Genomic DNA, 19592 nt, shown 5'->3' with positions numbered 1-19592 from the left:
TAGCGATTTTTCTTATAACGACTTATACCAATATGATCTGACTTTATGCCTTTTACGTCAGTCGATGGCAGCACTAGGCTTGAGTCTGGTAGGGAAAAGCCGCTTTGGACGTAAGTGCCGGCCTGAGCGGATGCGTGCATAGCGGTCATGGCCAATCTCTCTTCGGACAAAACGGGGGCACAGTGCGCGCCTTCGCGCAGCGGTTTTCTAATCGGCTGCCGTCGGCAACCACACCCGGAACCGTGCACCGCCCAGCGGTGACGCCAGCGCGGTCAAGGTCCCGCCCTGGGCTTGCAGGGCACGGCGGCTGATGGCCAGGCCCAGGCCAAACCCGCCGGTGCTGCGGTCGCGACTGCGGTCGAGACGGTAGAACGGTTCGAAGATACGCTCGCGCTGGTCCAGCGGAATGCCGATACCATCGTCATCCACCCAGATCTCACAGCCCTGCGGGCATACCTTGACCCCCACCTGGATACGCGCGTCACAGTAACGCGTGGCGTTGCGCAACAGGTTCTGCAAGGCGCGGGCGGTGAGACGTGGGTCGAGATTGAAGCGCTCCACGGCGCAATCGAGCACCACATCAATGACGATTTCGGGGTTTTCCAGTTCATCGTCGACGCTGCCCAGCACGCTGTCGATAAACTCGCTGAGCACCACATCGACCCGTTCCGGCAGTTGCGCCGGATTTTGCAGGCGGCTGTAAGACAGCAGTTCCAGCACCAGCTCATCCAGCTCACGGATGTGCGCCACCAGACCGTGCAGGCGCTCGCGGCTGGCCTCGGGCAAGTCTTCGGACAGCGCCAGGGCCAGGCCAAAATCCAGGCGTGTCAGCGGGGTGCGCAGTTCGTGGGAAACCGCATTGAGCAAGTCGCGCTGTTGGTTGAGCAGGTGCTCGATGTCGTCGGCCATGGTGTCGAATACCGAGGCCAGGCTGCCGATGCTGGAGTTGGCGGGAATATGCGTGCGTTCAGCCAGGTTGCCCCGGCCCAGTTGCCCGGCGGTGCTTTTCAAGCGTTCCAGGTCTCGCCAGTGCGGGCGCAGCCAAACCAGCAAGCAAGCCAGCAGCGCCGCGCCGATCAGCACGTTGATGGCCCAGTAGAGTACGTTCATGTCCATCGGGTCGGGCGGTATCGTCAGCTTGACCACGAACTGGTCGTTGATCGGCGAGCTGATTTCCTCCATCCAGCCCCACTCCCCCAGGCGCACCACGGGCTTGCCTTGCTCCAGCAGGTGTTCTTCTTCAGGGGTGAAGCTGGCGTCCTGGCGCAACAGCAATTGCACCTTTTGCGGCGCAAACTCGCGGCCCAGTTGTTCGGTGACCTGGGACCAACGCTCCACCGGTGCCCGCAGGTATTGCTTGACGATGAGCGTTTGCTGGCCGCGGGACTGCTCGACGTTGTAGTTCAGGTAACGGTGTTCGAACAGCTGGATCACCAGCTTGGGAATCAGATAGATCGCCGCGCTGTAGGTGACGATGGTGATCAGGTAGAGACGCAGCAGCACTCGAAACATGGCTCAGCATTCCCACTCGGAACGGCTGAACAGGTAGCCCTTGCCCCACACGGTCTTGATTTTGCGCGCCTCGCCCGCATGGTCGTCGAACTTGCGGCGCAGCTTGGAGATGGCCACGTCCACCGAGCGATCGGTACCGTTGAACTCGATGCCACGCAAGCGTTGCAGGATCTGGTCGCGGCTGAGCACTTCACCGGCGTGACGCGCCAGTACCACCAGCAGGTTGTATTCACCGCTGGACAGCTCCACCGCCTGGTCGCGCCAGGTCACGGTGCGTTCCGACAGGTCGATGCACAGGTTGCCCATGATGATCTGGTCGTTGGCCACCTGCGGCTCGGACAGACTGCTGCGGCGCAGCAAGGTACGGACGCGGGCAAGCAGTACACGGGGCTCGCAGGGTTTGGTCACGTAGTCGTCGGCGCCCATCTCCAGGCCCAGCACCTGGTCGTGGCTGTCATCGCGGGCGGTGAGCATCAGGATCGGCAGGCCGGCCGAATCGTCGCGCAACAGACGGCACACTTGCAGGCCGTCCAGTCCCGGCAGCATCAGGTCGAGGATCACCAGGTCCGGCGGGTTGAGGCGGGCACGTTCACGTACCTGGTCACCCCGACTGAGCACACTGACGTGGTAGCCATTGCGCTCCAGGTAGCTGGCAATCAGCTCGGAGAGTGCGGCGTCGTCTTCCACCAGGAGGATGTTGGGCATTAAGGTGTTCCATGAAATACAGTTATGAGTAGTGCATAAACCCCCTCCCACAGGGGGTCTTTGGTGTTTACGCGATTTTGTAAGGATATACGTCCCGGGCGGACGATAGGTGCCGCCTTACATTTCTTCACACACGAGCTACACAGCTTCACAGCACCACGGCGCAGGTGCCCTTAGGATGCGCCAGTCATTATTGGGATAAGAGCATGTCGAAGAATCTGTTGGCGCCGTTTGGCCTGTTGGCCCTCACGCTGGCGCTGAGCGCGTGTGGCCCGTCCACCGAGCAAACGCCGCAAGTGCCCCTGGCCAAGGTGCGGGTCGAGACCCTGCAAGCCAAACCGCTGTCCATCACCAGTGAACTGAGTGGGCGCATCGCCGCGCCGCGCATCGCCGAAGTGCGCGCACGGGTGGCCGGGGTGGTGATGCAACGGGTGTTCAAGGAAGGCCACGATGTGAAACAGGGCGACGTGCTGTTTCGCATTGACCCGGCGCCCTTCAAGGCGGACCTGGACAGCGCGCTGGCCAACCTGAGCAAGGCCCAGGCCAATGCATTCCAGGCGCGCCTGCAGGAGCAGCGCTACAGCCAGTTGGTGGAAGGCAACGCGATCAGCGGCCAGGACTACGACAACGCGCGCGCCAACCTGCGCCAGACCAACGCCGAAGTCGCCGCCAATAAAGCCGCCGTCGAGCGCGCCAGGTTGAACCTGGGCTACGCCACGGTCACCGCGCCGATTTCCGGGCGCATCGGCCGCGCGCTGGTGACCGAAGGCGCGCTGGTCGGACAGAACGAAGCCACACCGTTGGCGATCATCCAGCAACTGGACCCGATCCACGCCGACCTCACCCAGTCCACCCGCGAGCTGAATGACCTGCGCCGCGCCTTCCGTGCCGGCAGCTTGAAGCAGGTGGGCCAGGATCAGGCCAAGGCCACCTTGATCCAGGACGATGGCAGCCTGTATCCATTGCCGGGCAAATTGCTGTTCGCCGAGATCAGCGTCGACCCCGGCACCGGGCAGATCATCCTGCGCAGCGAGTTCCCCAACCCGGACCTGGACCTGTTGCCCGGCAGTTTCGTGCGCGTGCGCCTGGAGCAAGCGGTCGACAAGCAAGGCCTCAGCGTGCCGCAACGTGCCATTACGCGTGACAGCGCCGGCATCCCGATGGTGCTGCTACTGGACGCCGAGCAGACCGTCAGCCTGCAACCGGTCGAACTGGGCCCGGTGATCAATGATCGCTGGGTGGTCAGCCATGGCCTCAAGGCCGGTGACCGCATCGTCGTCGAAGGCCTGCAACACGCGCGCCCCGGTGACAAAGTCGAAGTGGACGACAGCCCCGCCTCCGGCCAGCCCGTAAAGGAATAACCCGCCATGCCGCAGTTCTTTATTGACCGCCCGGTCTTCGCCTGGGTGGTTGCCCTGTTTATCCTGCTGGCCGGCTTCCTCGCCATTCCGCAGTTGCCTGTGGCGCAATACCCCGACGTCGCGCCGCCGAAAGTGGAAGTTTACGCGGTGTACCCCGGCGCGTCGGCGCAGACCCTGGATGAAAGCGTGGTGAGTCTGATCGAGCAGGAGCTCAACGGTGCCGATCACTTGCTGTATTTCGAGTCCCAGAGCAGCCTCGGCTCGGCCACCATCACCGCGACGTTCCAGCCGGGCACTGACCCGGAAATGGCCCAGGTGGACGTGCAAAACCGCCTCAAAGCGGTGGAGCCGCGCCTGCCCCAGGCCGTGACCCAGCAAGGCTTGCAGGTGGAAAAAGTCTCCGCCGGTTTCCTGCTGCTGGTGACCCTCACCTCCAACGACGGCAAGCTCGACGACGTGGCGCTCAGCGATTACCTGGCGCGTAACGTGATGAACGAACTCAAGCGCCTGGACGGTGTGGGCAAGGCCCAGTTGTATGGCGCCGAACGTGCCATGCGCATCTGGATCGACCCGCAGAAACTGATCGGTTTCAACCTGACCCCGGCCGATGTCAACGCCGCGATCAGTGCGCAAAACGCCCAGGTGTCGGCGGGCAGCATCGGTGACTTGCCGGGCCCCCAGACCCAGGAAATCACCGCCGCGATCCTGGTCAAGGGGCAACTGTCGACGCCGGCGGAATTCGCCGACATCGTACTCAAGGCCAACCCGGACGGCTCCACGGTGCGTATCGGCGATGTGGCGCGGGTGGAAATCGGCAGCCAGGAATACCAGTTCTCCACGCGCCTGAACGGCAAGCCGTCCACCGCCGTCAGCGTACAACTGGCGCCGGGGGCCAACGCGCTGAACACGGCGACCCTGGTGCGCGCGAAGATGGATGAGCTGTCGCGCTATTTCCCGGCCAATGTGGAATACAAGATCCCGTACGACACCTCGCCGTTCGTCAAAGTCTCGATCACCAAGGTGGTCTACACCTTGCTTGAGGCCATGGCGCTGGTGTTTGCGGTGATGTTCCTGTTCCTGCAGAACGTGCGCTACACCTTGATCCCCACCCTGGTGGTGCCGATTGCGCTGATGGGCACCTTCGCCACCCTGCTGTTGCTGGGCTTCTCGATCAACGTGCTGACCATGTTCGGCATGGTGCTGGCCATCGGCATTCTGGTGGACGATGCGATTGTGGTGGTAGAGAACGTCGAGCGCATCATGGCGACCGAGGGCCTGTCGCCCAAGGACGCCACGCGCAAAGCCATGGGCCAGATCACCGGCGCCATCATCGGGATTACCCTGGTGCTGGTGGCGGTGTTTTTGCCGATGGCGTTCATGCCGGGTTCGGTGGGGGTGATCTACCAGCAGTTCTCACTGTCGATGGCTACCTCGATCCTGTTCTCGGCGTTCCTCGCCCTGACCCTCACGCCGGCCCTGTGCGCCACCTTGCTCAAGCCCATCGCCCAGGGCGAGCACCATGCCAAGGGCGGTTTCTTCGGCTGGTTCAACCAGCGCTTCGAGCAACTGACCAACCGTTACGAAGGCTGGGTGGCCTATGCGCTCAAACGCAGCGGCCGTTACCTGCTGATCTATCTGGTGCTGCTGGCAGGGCTGGGCTGGTTGTTCACGCGCCTGCCCGCCTCGTTCCTGCCGGTGGAAGACCAGGGCTACACCATCACCGATATCCAGTTGCCGCCGGGCGCGAGCAAGAACCGCACGGTGCAGGTCGCCGAGCAGATCGAAGCGCACAACGCGGGTGAGCCGGGGGTGGGCGATACCACCATGATCATGGGCTTCAGTTTCTCCGGCTCGGGGCAAAACGCCGCGCTGGCGTTTACCACGCTCAAGGACTGGTCGCAACGCGGCAGCGACGATTCCGCGGCGGCCATTGCCGAGCGCGCCAACATGGCCTTCAGCGAACTCAAGGACGCGATGGCCTACGCGGTGCTGCCGCCGCCGGTGGACGGCCTGGGCACCTCCAGCGGGTTTGAATTTCGCCTGCAGGATCGCGGCGGCGTCGGCCATGCGGCCTTGATGGCGGCGCGTACCGAGTTACTAGCAGCCGCCGCGAAGAGCCCAGTGCTGGCCAATGTGCGCGAAAGCGCGCTGGCCGAAGCGCCGCAGGTGCAGCTGGAAGTGGACCGCAAGCAAGCCAACGCACTGGGTGTGTCGTTCGCAGACGTGGGCAGCGTGCTGTCTTCGGCGGTTGGCTCGGCCTATGTCAATGACTTCCCCAACCAGGGTCGCATGCAGCGCGTGGTGGTGCAGGCCGAAGGCGATCAGCGCAGCCAGGTGGCGGACTTGATGAAGATCAACGTGCGCAACAAGGCCGGCAACATGGTGCCGCTGTCGGCGTTCGTCAAAGCCAAATGGACCCAGGGCCCGGCGCAGTTGACCCGTTACAACGGTTACCCGGCGATTGCCATCAGTGGTGAAGCCGCCCCCGGACACAGCACCGGTGAGGCGATGGAAGAGATTCAGCGCCTGGTCGGCCAACTGCCGGCCGGCCTGGGCCAGGAATGGACCGGCCTGTCGCTGCAGGAGCGTTTGTCGGGTGCTCAGGCGCCGTTGCTGCTGGGGCTGTCGCTACTGATTGTGTTCCTGTGCCTGGCCGCGCTGTATGAAAGCTGGTCGATCCCGACCTCGGTGCTGCTGGTGGTACCCCTGGGCGTGCTTGGCGCGGTGTTGGCCGTGAGCTTGCGCGGCATGCCCAACGATGTGTTCTTCAAGGTGGGCTTGATTACCATCATCGGGCTGTCGGCCAAGAACGCGATCCTGATCATCGAGTTCGCCAAGGACCTGTATGACCAGGGCGAAGACCTGATCGACGCCACCTTGAAAGCGGCGCGGTTGCGCCTGCGGCCGATCATCATGACCTCACTGGCGTTTATCCTCGGCGTGGTGCCGTTGGCGATTGCCACCGGGGCCAGCTCGGCCAGCCAGCAGGCGATCGGCACCGGCGTGATCGGCGGGATGATCACCGCGACACTGGCGGTGGTGTTTGTGCCGGTGTTCTTTGTGGTGGTGATGAAGCTGGTGCGCAAGCGTCACAAGACAGGCTGACCCGGCGGAACACGATGCAGTTGTGGCGAGGGAGCAAGCGCCCTCGCCACGCGTTATCGGTCACCTTCATCATTGGGTACAACCGTATAAGCTATGGTGCTCTGAACTACCCAGTCGTGAACCACCATGCCCTTGCTCGCCCGCACCCACCCTCGCCTTTCGACCGCCGCCGTGCTCGGCCTTGCCGTGGGTATCCTGGCCCCAGCCGATACGCTGATCAGCAAAATCCTCATCGGCTGGAATGCCGGCGTCTGGACCTACCTGCTGCTGATGTTGTGGCTCACCAGCCGCTCGCGCGCCGACGATGTAAAGCGCATCGCCGAGATCGAGGATGAGAACGCCGGCCTGGTGTTGTTCATGGTGTGCATCGCGGCGATCGCCAGCCTGGCGGCCATCACGCTCAACCTGATAGGCATCAAAGACCTCGACCGCTCCGCACGCCTGCTTCACTACGGTTTCACCGCACTGACGGTAATCGGTTCTTGGCTGCTGATCGGGGTGATCTTCAGCGTGCACTATGCCCGCCTGTTCTACACCTGGGACGGTGACGAACCTGCGCTGCGTTTTGCCGAAGGGTTGCGCACCCCCAACTATTGGGACTTCCTGTACTTCTCGTTCACCATCGGCGTGGCGGTGCAAACGGCCGATGTGGGGGTGGCCACGCGCAGTATGCGCAAGGTAGTGCTGGGGCAGTCGCTGATTGGCTTTTTGTTCAATACGGCGATCCTGGGTTTCTCGATCAATATAGCCGCCGGGCTGTTCAGTTAAAGCTGCATGTTGTTTCGCCGGCAGCGGGCGAACATCATCTTATAAGCAGGGAAACTGTTGAACAGCGCCTACAAAAAAAGCCCTGATCTTTCGATCAGAGCTTTTTGTACAACTTGTTTATTTAGAAGGCATAACGCAGGCCAACGTTCACTGCCGCTTTCTGCTTGATTTTGTCACTGGTACTGGTTTCAACGTCGGCGTGCATTTGCAGATCCTGCGTAAACTTCACCGCCACACCGGCACCATACTTGGTACGCGAGCCCGACAAATCATTGTTAAACGCCTGATTATTGATCAGGACCTTGTTGTTGTCGGCAAACTCGTGGACCACGGCCATACGCAAGTAAGGTTTAATAAGTGTGCCGTCGTCGAGCTGGAACTCATGCCCAACGGTCGCACCGGCCTCGGCTGTCCTTGAGCGGGTACGCTCACCTTCCACTTGCAAACCATTTTTCAGGCTGTATGTTCCGCCCTGAACCACGATGGTCGACAGTCGGCCGTAAGGTTCAATATAGGAACTTTCCCCGAGTGTGATATGACGGCCGAACTCCGCCGACAGACCACCGCCCACATTGCTGTAGTTGCCCTTGGTGGAGGTGTTATCACTGAGGGTTGCCTTGACTTCATTCTGGAACCGGTTGGCTTTGGCAACCGCATCAAAGTAGAAACCGCTTTCTTCATCCATCCAGGTTGCATAAGTACCCAGGAAGTAACTCTTGACCGTACCGGAGGAGCCGCGAACCGGGTTCACGTCGGAATTACTGTGACCACCAAATACACCTACCTTCCATTGGCTATCGCCCAGCGGCATATCGGCACCCAGGGAGAAACCTTGCAAGTTCTGCGTGTAGCCGGTCCCTGAGCTCTGGGATACCTCATATTTGCTGCCGAAACCACGGATCCACAGGCCTGTGCTCTTCGGGGAGTAGCGCAATTCGCCCATCCGCGCGCGCAACGAGCCCTCTTCCGCGGTCATGATGGTCACCGGGGTGTTGAACAATGCCGTCACCACGCGGGCGCTGCGGCTCATGACTCGGGTTTGGGTATCCAGGAACCAGTCATTGCCTTCCTTTTTCAGGTTGTAGGCATAGGCGCCCATGTCAACCGGACCGTCCTTGAGGGCAAAGGCCGCATCACCGCCACCGGTGTGCACAACCTGGGTTTTGACCAATTCGGCACCACTGGCCGACAGCGCCAGGCTGTGATTGCCCGTAGCTTGGCCGGTCACATTGATGAAGTCCGTCTTGCCTTGGTCAAAGTCGGTGCCCATGACGAACGTGCCGTCGCCGGACAGTGTCGAGAGGTTCAGTTGATAAAACTCATTCGGCGCGCCCATGGTCACGGTGCCACCGGCCATGTTAAGCGCACCCACCTGACTGTCACCGGTCATGTTCCAGTTGGAAGCGGCGCCCACGTTCAAGCTGGAGACATTCTGCAATTGGCCTGTCAGCTCGGCGTTGTTCTGCAGGCTCAAATGGACAGTGCTGGTGGCGTCGGCAACCACATTGCCGACCAGATTCCGGCTGTTATCCACATTCATCGTCGCCGTGGCACCGCCAGAAACGCTCAGCAGATTGCCATTGCCGCCCTTCAATGTGGAGCCATTCAACACATCGATGGCTACCACCGGAACTCGGTTTGGCGTACCCCTGACGGAGATAGCCGAACCAATAGCTCCCTCGACCATGGAGTTGTCCAGAACCAGTTTGCCATCTGTTGTATCTGCACGACCGCGGGTGAACGATACCCCATGACCGGCGCCGAGAATGGTGCTTTGGCTGGCTGTCGCCGTGCCCCCGGACAGGGCGAGCCCGAATGCCCCGGTTCCCGTACCCTGCACCACAGTGCCCCGTTCGAAGTGCAACTCGCTGCCGCTGCTGGCTTCCGCGCCGCCAATAGCTCCGCTGATCGTACTGTTGGCGACCTGAACCGATGAACCATTTGACGTACCCAACACACCAAACGCCTGCAAGGCTACGCCGCGACTATTGGTAATCGTACTGTCGTTGATAAAAGCGTTACTGCTTTCAAGACGCACGGCGCCCAGAATAGGGTCGCTCGAAGAAACCTGTGCTGAGTTGATATTGACGGTAGAACCGCGTTCAGCACGAATACTGTTCGCCACGCTGCCACTGTTCATGTTTAACGTGGAGGTTGTCAGGCCAATGTCTGTTGCTGTCGCGCGATTCATATTCAGCGTCGACTGGCCCGACAATTGCCAATCCGTTGACTGCGTAGTGTCATCAATGGTTCTTTGCTCACCGTTACCCACCTGCACCGCCTGTGCCTGACCCTGCAGCGCGGCAAACAAACAGAATGTAACGGTGGGGATTTTCATCATCGCACTCAATGGCTTGAGCTCGAACGTATTCAGTGCCGACATGGTCAATCACTCTTAATATGAGGCCAACAAAATCGGTTCGGCTCGCTACCTGCGAATAGGGCCTTACCTCTGCGGCGCCAGAATAAAAATTAAACGTTTTCTTTTATGTAGGAAAAATCTGCACTCCCACGGTTAAACCGCTGTGAGCGGAGTGATCTATCAAATGCAATATGATCAGAATGTTCCCCCTCCCACGAAAGAAAGGGGGAACCTGCCGCTATCTGACTAACAAGCCCTAAGGACCGACAACTGGAGACAAGTCGCAATAACTCGTCGACAGCGTCGTACGTATGTTGACGGCGGCCTCACCGCGCCCGGTAGTGCCGTCGTCCAACGCCACCGTGACAACCGCCTCCGCGCGCCCGAGGCGAGCTTCTTTAAGAAAACTGAACGGTATATTGAAGGTATGACCGTTGTCCTTGATGACTCTTGTGACAGTCACGCTGTAAGTCTGCTTGCGGTCGTCAATCGGAGTGCCGGTACGAGGTCGGAACAACCGCAGCTCCAGCTTCAATTGTTGACCCTCGGCCATCCTCGTATCCGCCGGCACAAAGATCTGTCCTACAAACGTGTTTGGCGTCGTCAACGGAAGGACCCTTAACGAATCGCAGTTCCATTGTTCAGTTAGCCCTGTTCCCCGGACCCCCAAATATCGAGGCGCTACCAGCGTAGACGTCACGGCGTCTATAACCTCGACCGGTGTATCCGGCGAACGATTGCGGTTATCGGCCGCCGTTGGGACAGGCGTTGATGCAATGAAATAATGGACATTTTTAATGCCGTTCCCTGCCGCAGCTACATAGCTCCAAGGGAATTCCCACCTGACGATTGCGCCTTCTGCTTGAGTGGTAATTTCAAAGGGAGGAGCCACTAAACTGCCGTCGCTCCATACCAGGTGAATCCACATGCCAGGTGCCGGCACGTCAGCGCCGACCCATAACTCAACCTCAGCAGTGACAGGGTTGCCTGCGTGCGCAAATCTCAGCGTGTTGAGCTCAGTCGACCCCTGACCAAAAATCTTCACAGGGAGCAGTCTGGTGTTCGGGCTGCCGGGTGTTCCGGGGTTGTCCGGCCCTGTGACACTGAAATCCACATTGATCGTTGTGGTCGGGCCGTCGATAACCTCACCGTCTCGGCGCAGGTTATATTTCACAGCGGTCGGTTTCGGCCCTTTTGTCGTCCCGTAGTCAGCCAGGGCCAGTGGGGTCAGGAGGGCTTGATTGAGCGTGATGGGGAACTGGGTAACAGGGAACCACTGGCTCGCTGGCTGCCCGCCCCATATGATCTGATATTGGTCTTTGGTCAGGTCGAAGTTTGTGTAGGCTGCAAGGCTTCCCGTAGGGCCTGGGGTAAGGTCGGCAATATTGAGCAAGTTATCAATAAGGTCCGGGGCCTGGTCAATAATGATCGGCTGTAGATTCTCTGGTGCCGGCGCCAACGCTACGGTGAAAGGCCTGGAAGCCACTGATGGCAAGCCGGGCCGGTCCATCCGGTCACTGATTGTATAAATAAGCTTGTATTCACCACTTTGGGTGATAGCACTTGCAGGCAATGTAAAGACGTTACCGGTTTGCAGCATCGGCCGTGGTGGAACGAGCCCTCCGACTTCTTCCGCGTCCAGCGCCGTATCGCCTTTGGTCCAGTAAAAGCGGATGACATCGCCCGGATGCCACTTCCCGCTTTCAATCGCATAAGCGTTGTCGGGAATGCTAAATGGCAGACCGCCTGCCGTGGCGAGGTGAGCAGCCGTAACCGGAGCACCCGCCGGCAATGACCCCGTGTATTGCGGTGCGGGTGGCCGCACCTTATTGCCGACGCTTTCATAGGCAGTATATTGGTCGAACTCCACCTTCACTTCTGGCGAGTACTCCCCCACGTCAGAGGGTCTGTCCACGCTGCCTGGAATGCTCGGGTCCGCAAAGTCGTTAACAAACAATTGATGACGGAGCCGTCTTTTACCATGCGGAAATCCGCCCGAGCCTGCCGGTGCATCAATCACTACAGAAATATTGCCGCCTGCGGTCGCACCGAAAAACTGTTTGGGACCAAATATTCTGGTCCAGGCGTCGGGTAGTGAACTGTCCGGGTCTCGCGAGAAAATTTCGATCCAATCACCGTCCTCTGAAAAGTCGCCGGAAGGGCATAACAGCCTCAGGCTGCTAGTCGCCGCCGCCCTTGAAACAAGGCCTATGGCAGTATCAATTACATCTTGGACCTCGATAACTTCCAAGGTAGGCGAGCCGCCAATAATTACCGCCTTTGTAGAAATTTTATCTATCATTTCATGTTCTCCATTATCACCGGCATGCTCTGCTCATCGAGCAAATACATACATTCAAAGAGAGTTCGGTTTTTTCATACAAACTACTTGTCAACGCATTTACATACGACACGCATAACACACACAACTCCGGTTACCGCCCGGACGTTCAATACACCGAGGAATACTTTTATTCAGACCCGGTACCCGATGGCCCACAAAAGCCCCCTGCTCCATTCTTGCGGTCAATTGGCACATATTTGGTATCTGAATACCCTATCTCAACACCATTTCGCACCACAGAGTATTTTGCCGACCCTGCGGAATAATCACGTAACGGCTTGATCAGGTTTTCATAGTCCGTTATCTGGAACGTATGAGATGTTTCACCTGCTTGCCATACATGACTCATGGTATGAGCCGTCGAGAGAATGGCATCTTCATTTAGATATCTCCGAAACCCCTGCCATGTCAGCACCACCAGATCCCCTGGCGCCAATACATTCGGCGCCGGATTGACCACCACGTTCACCACCTGCCAAATAGGTGGTTGAGTTTCACAATTAAGAAATCTGCTTGGGTGTGGAAACGACTGAGGAAAACTCGGTTTTGAGTAAACAACAGGCGTAATAAGGTTGACCGCAACTATTTGGTCAGGCGACGACTGTTGATTGACGCCATTATCTGTTTGGTAATACACCAACGTTGTCGAATTGCTGCCGGCGGCTTGGATCACCGGCCAGGGAATCGGATTATCAAATTCAACAACCGCCCCTGCTTGATCATTGAGCTTCACGGTATAAGTCGCAACGGGTGCCGCCTGGCCTGGCCAGAAAAGATTTACTTTCTGACCCTCAACCGGTTTATCGAACAACGTGAAGTAAGCTCTCACCGGCCCAACGGAATCGCGGCTATCCAGGACATTGGGAACGTTGGAAACCTGGCCCTGTATGTTAACCAAGGCCAATTGACTGTTCAGCAATGCGGGCGCCAGCGGGTTTTCCTGGCCTGCGATCGTCATGTCCACCGTCACCTGTTTAGGTCGGGAACGCACGCCTTGGCCCGTATCCCCTGCACGGCGAATGTAGTAACGCACCGGTAAGTCAATGATCCGGCGCAGGTTCGCGCCCTTGGCAATTAATACACTCCACGGCACGGGAACCGTGAGAGGCAACGTGTTGACAGGCACGGCAGGAAGCAAGCTACCGTCCCACTCAACCACACACTGGTCATCAGGCATGGCGTTGTCATACTGACGCACCCTGACCGAAACAACAGCGCGTGCATCTGCCCGATTAACCAGCAGATCCGAGTCATACGCCGGCACCTCAGGCATCGACAAATTGGCTGGCGGCGCGGTCAAATCAATTGGTACATAGCCAACTAGCGAATTGCCAGAAGTATTACCGGCGCGGTCCCGTAACTTATAAAATAAATAAAGTATGGGGAAGCCGGCAAACTTCCGAATCTCCGCTACTGGAATATTCACAATCATTGGCCCACTGATGGGGGCAAAGGCTTGCCTGTGAATGTCCAGTCCTGTGGGTGGCGTGTCACTGCCTCTCAAAAAACATAACACGGTGTCTCCCGTCTTGCGATCTAGGTAATCGCCCGGCACTTCCACTTCCACCGACAGTTGGTTGCTTAAGGCGGACTCGGTAATCGGATTAATCAGAAACTTTGCGGGATTCAGGACCTGACCAGCACCCGGTGGATTTTTATCGATAATGATAGTGCGGGTAAATGAAGTCTCGTACACTTGGCTGTCTGAAAACTCGTTTCTGATACGATAAAAAATCTCAACTGTCGCGCTAGTTTGAAAGTAATCTGAAGAAATGAATATTGAGTAAGGAAAATCAGCGTCCGTAATCGGCCCCTTCAACTCCACGGTTAGAAATTCATCACCGGCGGCTCCCTTAACGTCCCAAACGAACGTAATCCAATCACTCGTACCACTAGGAGGCAGCTGCGACCAAGGAGTCGTTATTTGAATCTCCAAGTCCGAAAACAAATATTTTACGGGAAGCAATCCGTCTGGCTGCAAGTTGACAACTTCAAGTGCCGGAAGCGTCGGTGTGTCGTTAGTGTTAATCGCATTACCCGTTGAAGTCGTGTCCATGATTTTCCCGCCGCGTCGGTGAGTCACTATTACGAACTGCGTTAAAACAGAGTGAATACCCAATGCCGCTCTACCGATACTGTCAAAGTTGACAGGTGACGCTGCCGTTCGTCGGGCGAGGGCACCGGCGATTTCCACGTTTTCACGCAAATACACTTGACGTTTTCAGGTTGTTGCGGTTTCCTGAAACCGGTTTCAACGCTTCACAACTTCCAATAAGAAAGGCCTGCCAACGTGACCACTTTTTCTGCCGCCCAGCGCAGCCGTGTGACGATGCTTGATGTGGCCGAGCGCGCCGGCGTATCCAAGGCCAGCGTGTCGCGCTTCATCGGGGATGACCGTGCATTGCTCTCTGACGCCATCGCCCTGCGCATCGAACAGGCCATCAGCGAACTTGGCTACCGCCCCAACCAGATGGCCCGTGGTTTGAAACGCGGGCGCACCCGCCTGATCGGCATGCTCGTGGCCGACATCCGCAACCCCTATTCCATTGCCGTGATGCACGGCGTCGAAACCGCCTGCCGCCAACACGGCTACAGCCTGGTGGTGTGCAACACCGACCGCGATGACGCGCAGGAGTCCCAGCACCTCGCCGCGCTGCGGTCGTACAACATCGAAGGGCTGATCGTGAACACGCTCGGCCACCACCTCGACCAATTGCTGGAACTGCAACGGGAAATGCCGCTGGTGCTGGTGGACCGCAAGGTCGAGCCGCTGCACAGCGACCTGGTGGGGCTGGACAACCCGGCGGCGGTGCGCATGGCGGTGGAACATCTTGAGCAACAAGGTTATCGCGAGGTGTTACTGGTGAGCGAAGCCACCGATGGCACCAGCTCACGCCTGGAGCGCCTGGCCAGCTTCAAGGCTGAAATCGCCGCGCGCCAAGGCTTGAGCGGCGCGGTGTTGGAACTGGATGACGCGCTGCCTATTCATCTGCAGGCTTTTCTCGCAAAACCCGGCGCCAAGGCGTTGTTCTGCGCCAACGGCGTCGCCGCCCTGGCCTGCACCCGCGCGCTCAAAGCCTTGGGCGTTGAGCTGTTTGCCGACGTCGGCCTGATCGCCCTGGATGACCTGGATTGGTACCCGCTGGTGGGCACCGGCATCACCGCCCTCGCCCAGCCCACCGAGGCGATTGGCGCCAGCGCCTTCGCCTGCCTGCTCAAGCGCTTGCGCGGCGACACTGCGCCGACACGCACCCTGGATTTTTTACCGGAGCTGATGATTCGCGGCTCGACTCAGCCCATTTAAATTTTTTGCACAAAAATGAAACCGGTTTCAGAGGTAAACAACAATGCACAAATACCCCGTCTCCATCAGCCTTTCCAGCTACGGCGCCGAGTTGGTTCGCCAGCAAGGCCAGTTGAGTTTTGTCCCGTTGCTCGCCAGCGCCGGTGCCCAGCGCATCGAATGGCGTGAGGAGCTATTGACCGTCGAGCAACCCACTGAGCTGGCCCAGGCTGCGGCCGATCAGGGCCTGGAAGCCGTGTTCTCATCACCGCTGGAGCTGTGGGTGGCCGGCCGTGCCCAGCCGAACGCCGAGCTCGCCGCCACCCTGGATCGCGCCGGGGCCTTCGGCGCGCGCTGGCTGAAAGTCTCCCTGGGTTACTTCACCGACACCAACGACCTGGGCAGCCTGCACGCGTTGCTCAACCGCCACCCGGTGCAGTTGCTGGTGGAAAACGACCAGACCCTGCACGGCGGGCGCATCGAACCGATGCAGCGTTTCTTCAGCGAAGTCGAACGCCTGGGCCTGCCGGTAAAAATGACCTTCGATATCGGCAACTGGCAGTGGCAGGACCAGTCCGCCATCACCGCTGCGCGCCTGTTGGGCCGGCATGTCGACTACCTGCATTGCAAGGCCGTGGCGCGCCGCCCGGACGGCAAGCTGGTGGCGCTGCCGCCCGGCGCCACCGACCTGCATCTGTGGGAACAACTGCTCAAGCACATGGCCCAAGGAATTACCCGCGCGGTGGAATTCCCACTGCAAGGCGACGACCTGGTCGACGTCACCGCGCGACAGGTCGCCACCCTCGCCCGCCTTGGCCAACCCCATGGGGAGAATGCCCATGTCTGAGATCGATATCCTTTCGTTTGGCGAAACCATGGCGATGTTCGTGGCCGAGCAGACCGGCGACCTGGCCCACGTGGCGCAGTTTGATAAACGCATTGCCGGCGCCGACAGCAACGTTGCGATTGGTTTGTCGCGCCTGGGTTTCAAGGTCGCCTGGCTGAGCCGGGTGGGCAATGATTCCCTGGGGCGCTTTGTGGTCGATACGCTCACGCAAGAAGGGCTGGATTGTCGCCACGTGGCCGTCGACCCGCTGCACCCCACGGGTTTTCAGCTCAAGTCCCGCGAAGACGCCGGCGCCGACCCGCAAGTGGAGTACTTTCGCAAAGGCTCCGCCGCCAGCCATTTGTCTGTCGCGGCCATCAGCCCTGCACTGCTGCAAGCGCGCCACCTGCACGCCACCGGCATTCCGCCAGCCTTGTCCGCCGCCACCCAGGAGCTGTCCCGCGAGCTGATGACGCAGATGCGCAAGGCCGGGCGCAGCGTCTCGTTCGACCCCAACCTGCGCCCTTCGCTGTGGGCCAACGAGCAGCAGATGATCCGCGAAATCAACGCCCTCGCCGGCCTGGCCGACTGGGTATTGCCGGGCCTGGGCGAAGGCCGTTTGCTCACGGGTTTTGACGACCCGGCCGACATCGCCGCGTTCTACCTTGACCAGGGCGCCGAAGCCGTGGCCATCAAGCTCGGCGCCGACGGCGCCTACTACCGCACTCACCTCGACCAGGGCTTCGTCGCCGCCGTGCGCGTAGACAAGGTGGTGGACACCGTCGGCGCCGGCGATGGGTTTGCCGTGGGCATGATCAGCGCCCTGCTGGAAAACTCAAGCTTCCCCGAGGCGGTGCGGCGCGGCAATTGGATCGGCAGCCGCGCCGTGCAAAGCCGTGGCGATATGGAAGGCCTGCCGACCCGCGCCGAACTGACCACCCGATCCGTCGCATAACCGATTCCCTGTTGCCACAACTACAACAAGCTCAGGAGCACTCTTATGGAAACCGTGAAACTCGCCACCCGCCGCTGGTGGTACATCATGCCCATCGTGTTTATCACTTACAGCCTGGCGTACCTGGACCGTGCCAACTACGGGTTTGCCGCCGCCTCCGGGATGGCCGAAGACCTGATGATCACGCCGGGCATGTCCTCGTTGCTCGGCGCGCTGTTCTTTCTCGGCTACTTTTTCTTCCAGGTGCCGGGGGCGATCTACGCGCAAAAGCGCAGCGTCAAAAAGCTGATTTTCGTCAGCCTGATCCTCTGGGGCAGCCTGGCCACCCTGACCGGCGTGGTGTCCAACGCCTACATGCTGATCGCCATTCGCTTCATGCTCGGGGTGGTCGAGGCGGCGGTGATGCCGGCGATGCTGGTGTACCTGTGCCACTGGTTCACCCGTGCCGAACGTTCGCGCGCCAACACCTTCCTGATCCTCGGCAACCCGGTGACCATGCTGTGGATGTCGGTGGTGTCGGGCTACCTGGTGCAGCATTACAGCTGGCGCTGGATGTTTATCATCGAAGGTTTGCCGGCGGTGTTGTGGGCGTTTATCTGGTGGCGCCTGGCCGATGAGCGGCCAAAAGACGCCAAATGGCTGAGCGACGCCGAGAAACAGTCACTGGAAACCGCCCTCGCCGCCGAACAGGTAGGCATCAAGGCAGTCAAGAACTATGGCGAAGCGTTCCGCTCGCCCAAGGTGATCATCCTGGCCTTGCAATTTTTCTGCTGGAGCATCGGCGTGTACGGCTTTGTATTGTGGCTGCCGTCGATTCTCAAGGCCGGCTTGAAGATGGACATGGTCGAAGCCGGCTGGCTCTCGGCGCTGCCTTACCTGGCGGCCGTGATCGGCATGCTGGTGGTGAGCTGGGGTTCGGACAAGCTGCAAAAGCGCAAACGCTTTGTGTGGCCGCCGCTGCTGATCGCCTCGATTGCGTTCTACGCGTCCTACGTGCTCGGTGCAGAACATTTCTGGTGGTCCTACACCCTGCTGGTGATTGCCGGGGCGTGCATGTACGCGCCTTATGGGCCGTTCTTCGCCATCGTGCCGGAAATCCTGCCGGCCAACGTCGCCGGTGGCGCCATGGCGCTGATCAACAGCATGGGCGCGCTCGGCTCGTTCGGCGGCTCGTACCTGGTGGGTTACCTCAACAGCAGCACCGGCTCACCCGGCGCTTCGTACCTGCTGATGAGCGGCGCGTTGATGCTGTCGGTGGTGCTGACGATGTTCCTCAAGCCCGGCGCCAGCGACCGCTCGCCGGCCCCCACTCTGGAGTTGAAGGTAAAGACCTCATGAAAAAGTCTGTGGTGTTGTACAAAACGCTCTCCGCGCCGCTGATGGCCCGCCTGCACGAACACGCCGAGGTCACGCTGATCGAGGCACTCGATGCCGGCGGCCTGGCCAAACTGCGCGACGCCCTGCCCGGCGCCCATGGTTTGTTGGGCGCCAGCCTGCGCCTGGATGCGCAATTACTTGACCTGGCGCCGCAGTTGGAAGCGGTGGCCAGCGTGTCCGTGGGCGTCGACAACTACGACATCGACTACCTGACCGGGCGCGGCATCCTGCTGAGCAATACCCCGGACGTGCTCACCGAAACCACCGCCGACACCGGTTTTGCGCTGATCCTGGCCACCGCTCGACGCGTGGTCGAGCTGGCCGACATGGTGCGCGCCGGCCAATGGAACAAGAACATCGGCCCGGCGCACTTCGGCAGCGATGTGCATGGCAAGACCCTGGGCATCATCGGCATGGGCCGCATCGGCGAAGCCCTGGCCCAGCGCGGGCACTTTGGCTTCGGCATGCCGGTGATCTACCACAGCCATTCGCCCAAGCCACAGGTAGAACAACGCTTTGGCGCGCAGTACCGCAGCTTGCAGGCATTGCTTGAAGAAGCCGATTTTGTCTGCCTGACCCTGCCGCTCACCGCTGAAACCGAGAAGCTGATTGGCGCCGAGGAATTCGCGCGGATGGGCCCGGAGACGATCTTTATCAATATCTCGCGCGGCAAAGTGGTGGATGAAGCCGCGCTGGTCGAGGCGTTGCAACACCGCGTAATTCGCGCAGCGGGGCTGGATGTGTTCGAGAAGGAACCGCTGGATCACGGCTCGCCGTTGCTGCGTTTGAACAACGTGGTGGCGACGCCGCATATCGGTTCGGCGACCCATGAGACCCGAGAGGCGATGGCCCGGTGCGCGGTGGATAATCTGCTGGCGGCGTTAGCCGGCGAAAAACCGAAAAACCTGGTGAACCTCGCAGCCTGGAAACCGTAATACCTGAACCACCACAATGTGGGAGGGGTTTGCCCCTCCCACCTTTGGCTGCATTGCAA

At 59.8% G+C, this 19592-nt stretch carries 13 protein-coding genes; 8 read left to right on the top strand and 5 right to left on the bottom strand.

Features of this window, described 5'->3' with window-relative positions; all coding sequences use genetic code 11:
• Positions 1–207: 207 nt before the first annotated feature.
• Positions 208–1512 carry an ATP-binding protein gene (locus tag AB4N98_RS24990; protein ID WP_065878926.1) on the bottom strand — a complete coding sequence of 435 codons (1305 nt, stop codon included), beginning with the start codon at positions 1510–1512 and terminating at the stop codon, positions 208–210.
• A 3-nt stretch (positions 1513–1515) separates the two neighbouring features.
• Positions 1516–2217, bottom strand: a complete 702-nt coding sequence (locus AB4N98_RS24985; RefSeq protein ID WP_017528500.1) for a response regulator — start codon at positions 2215–2217, stop codon at positions 1516–1518.
• Positions 2218–2423: 206 nt separating this feature from the next.
• Here AB4N98_RS24985 and AB4N98_RS24980 point away from each other — a divergent pair, with 206 nt between their 5' ends.
• The 3 genes from AB4N98_RS24980 (at position 2424) to AB4N98_RS24970 (ending at position 7451) form a co-directional block, all read left to right on the top strand.
• Positions 2424–3578: an efflux RND transporter periplasmic adaptor subunit gene (locus AB4N98_RS24980; RefSeq protein WP_017528501.1), complete on the top strand. Its 1155-nt coding sequence runs from the start codon at positions 2424–2426 to the stop codon at positions 3576–3578.
• A 6-nt stretch (positions 3579–3584) separates the two neighbouring features.
• Positions 3585–6683, top strand: coding sequence for a multidrug efflux RND transporter permease subunit (locus tag AB4N98_RS24975; protein WP_460148968.1), 3099 nt, complete (start codon positions 3585–3587; stop codon positions 6681–6683).
• A gap of 126 nt (positions 6684–6809) precedes the next feature.
• The gene (locus tag AB4N98_RS24970) at positions 6810–7451 is read left to right on the top strand and encodes a DUF1345 domain-containing protein (RefSeq protein WP_065878924.1); all 642 of its coding nucleotides are present in this window, start codon (positions 6810–6812) and stop codon (positions 7449–7451) included.
• Positions 7452–7572: 121 nt separating this feature from the next.
• On the opposite strand, the gene AB4N98_RS24965 is transcribed toward AB4N98_RS24970, so the two are convergent.
• From AB4N98_RS24965 to AB4N98_RS24955, 3 genes are all read right to left on the bottom strand, one after another.
• The gene (locus AB4N98_RS24965; protein ID WP_068936597.1) at positions 7573–9834 is read right to left on the bottom strand and encodes an autotransporter outer membrane beta-barrel domain-containing protein; all 2262 of its coding nucleotides are present in this window, start codon (positions 9832–9834) and stop codon (positions 7573–7575) included.
• Between the two features lie 235 nt (positions 9835–10069).
• Positions 10070–12115, bottom strand: a complete 2046-nt coding sequence (locus AB4N98_RS24960; RefSeq protein WP_135196805.1) for a hypothetical protein — start codon at positions 12113–12115, stop codon at positions 10070–10072.
• 169 nt (positions 12116–12284) lie between these two features.
• A complete protein-coding gene (locus tag AB4N98_RS24955; protein WP_135196806.1) occupies positions 12285–14213 on the bottom strand; it encodes a hypothetical protein in 1929 nt (642 codons plus the stop codon).
• 234 nt (positions 14214–14447) lie between these two features.
• On the opposite strand from AB4N98_RS24955, the gene AB4N98_RS24950 reads away from it, so the two are divergent.
• Genes AB4N98_RS24950 through AB4N98_RS24930 form a run of 5 tightly spaced genes read left to right on the top strand, consistent with a single transcriptional unit; the run spans position 14448 to position 19533 of the window.
• Positions 14448–15461: a LacI family DNA-binding transcriptional regulator gene (locus AB4N98_RS24950; protein WP_068936601.1), complete on the top strand. Its 1014-nt coding sequence runs from the start codon at positions 14448–14450 to the stop codon at positions 15459–15461.
• Between the two features lie 43 nt (positions 15462–15504).
• Complete coding sequence (locus AB4N98_RS24945) at positions 15505–16287, top strand: sugar phosphate isomerase/epimerase family protein (protein WP_217855087.1); 783 nt, start codon at positions 15505–15507, stop codon at positions 16285–16287.
• Complete coding sequence (locus AB4N98_RS24940; protein WP_017528509.1) at positions 16280–17221, top strand: sugar kinase; 942 nt, start codon at positions 16280–16282, stop codon at positions 17219–17221. The genes AB4N98_RS24945 and AB4N98_RS24940 overlap by 8 nt, the downstream gene beginning before the upstream one ends.
• Positions 17222–17266: 45 nt before the next feature.
• Positions 17267–18559 (top strand): MFS transporter, encoded by a 1293-nt coding sequence (locus tag AB4N98_RS24935; RefSeq protein ID WP_017528510.1) that lies wholly within the window; start codon positions 17267–17269, stop codon positions 18557–18559.
• Positions 18556–19533 (top strand): 2-hydroxyacid dehydrogenase, encoded by a 978-nt coding sequence (locus AB4N98_RS24930; RefSeq protein ID WP_065878911.1) that lies wholly within the window; start codon positions 18556–18558, stop codon positions 19531–19533. Before AB4N98_RS24935 ends, AB4N98_RS24930 begins: the two co-directional genes overlap by 4 nt.
• The last annotated feature ends 59 nt before the right edge of the window (positions 19534–19592 follow it).

Source organism: Pseudomonas sp. S3_E10, from assembly GCF_054667615.1.
This window is presented reverse-complemented; position numbering and strand designations above follow the sequence as displayed.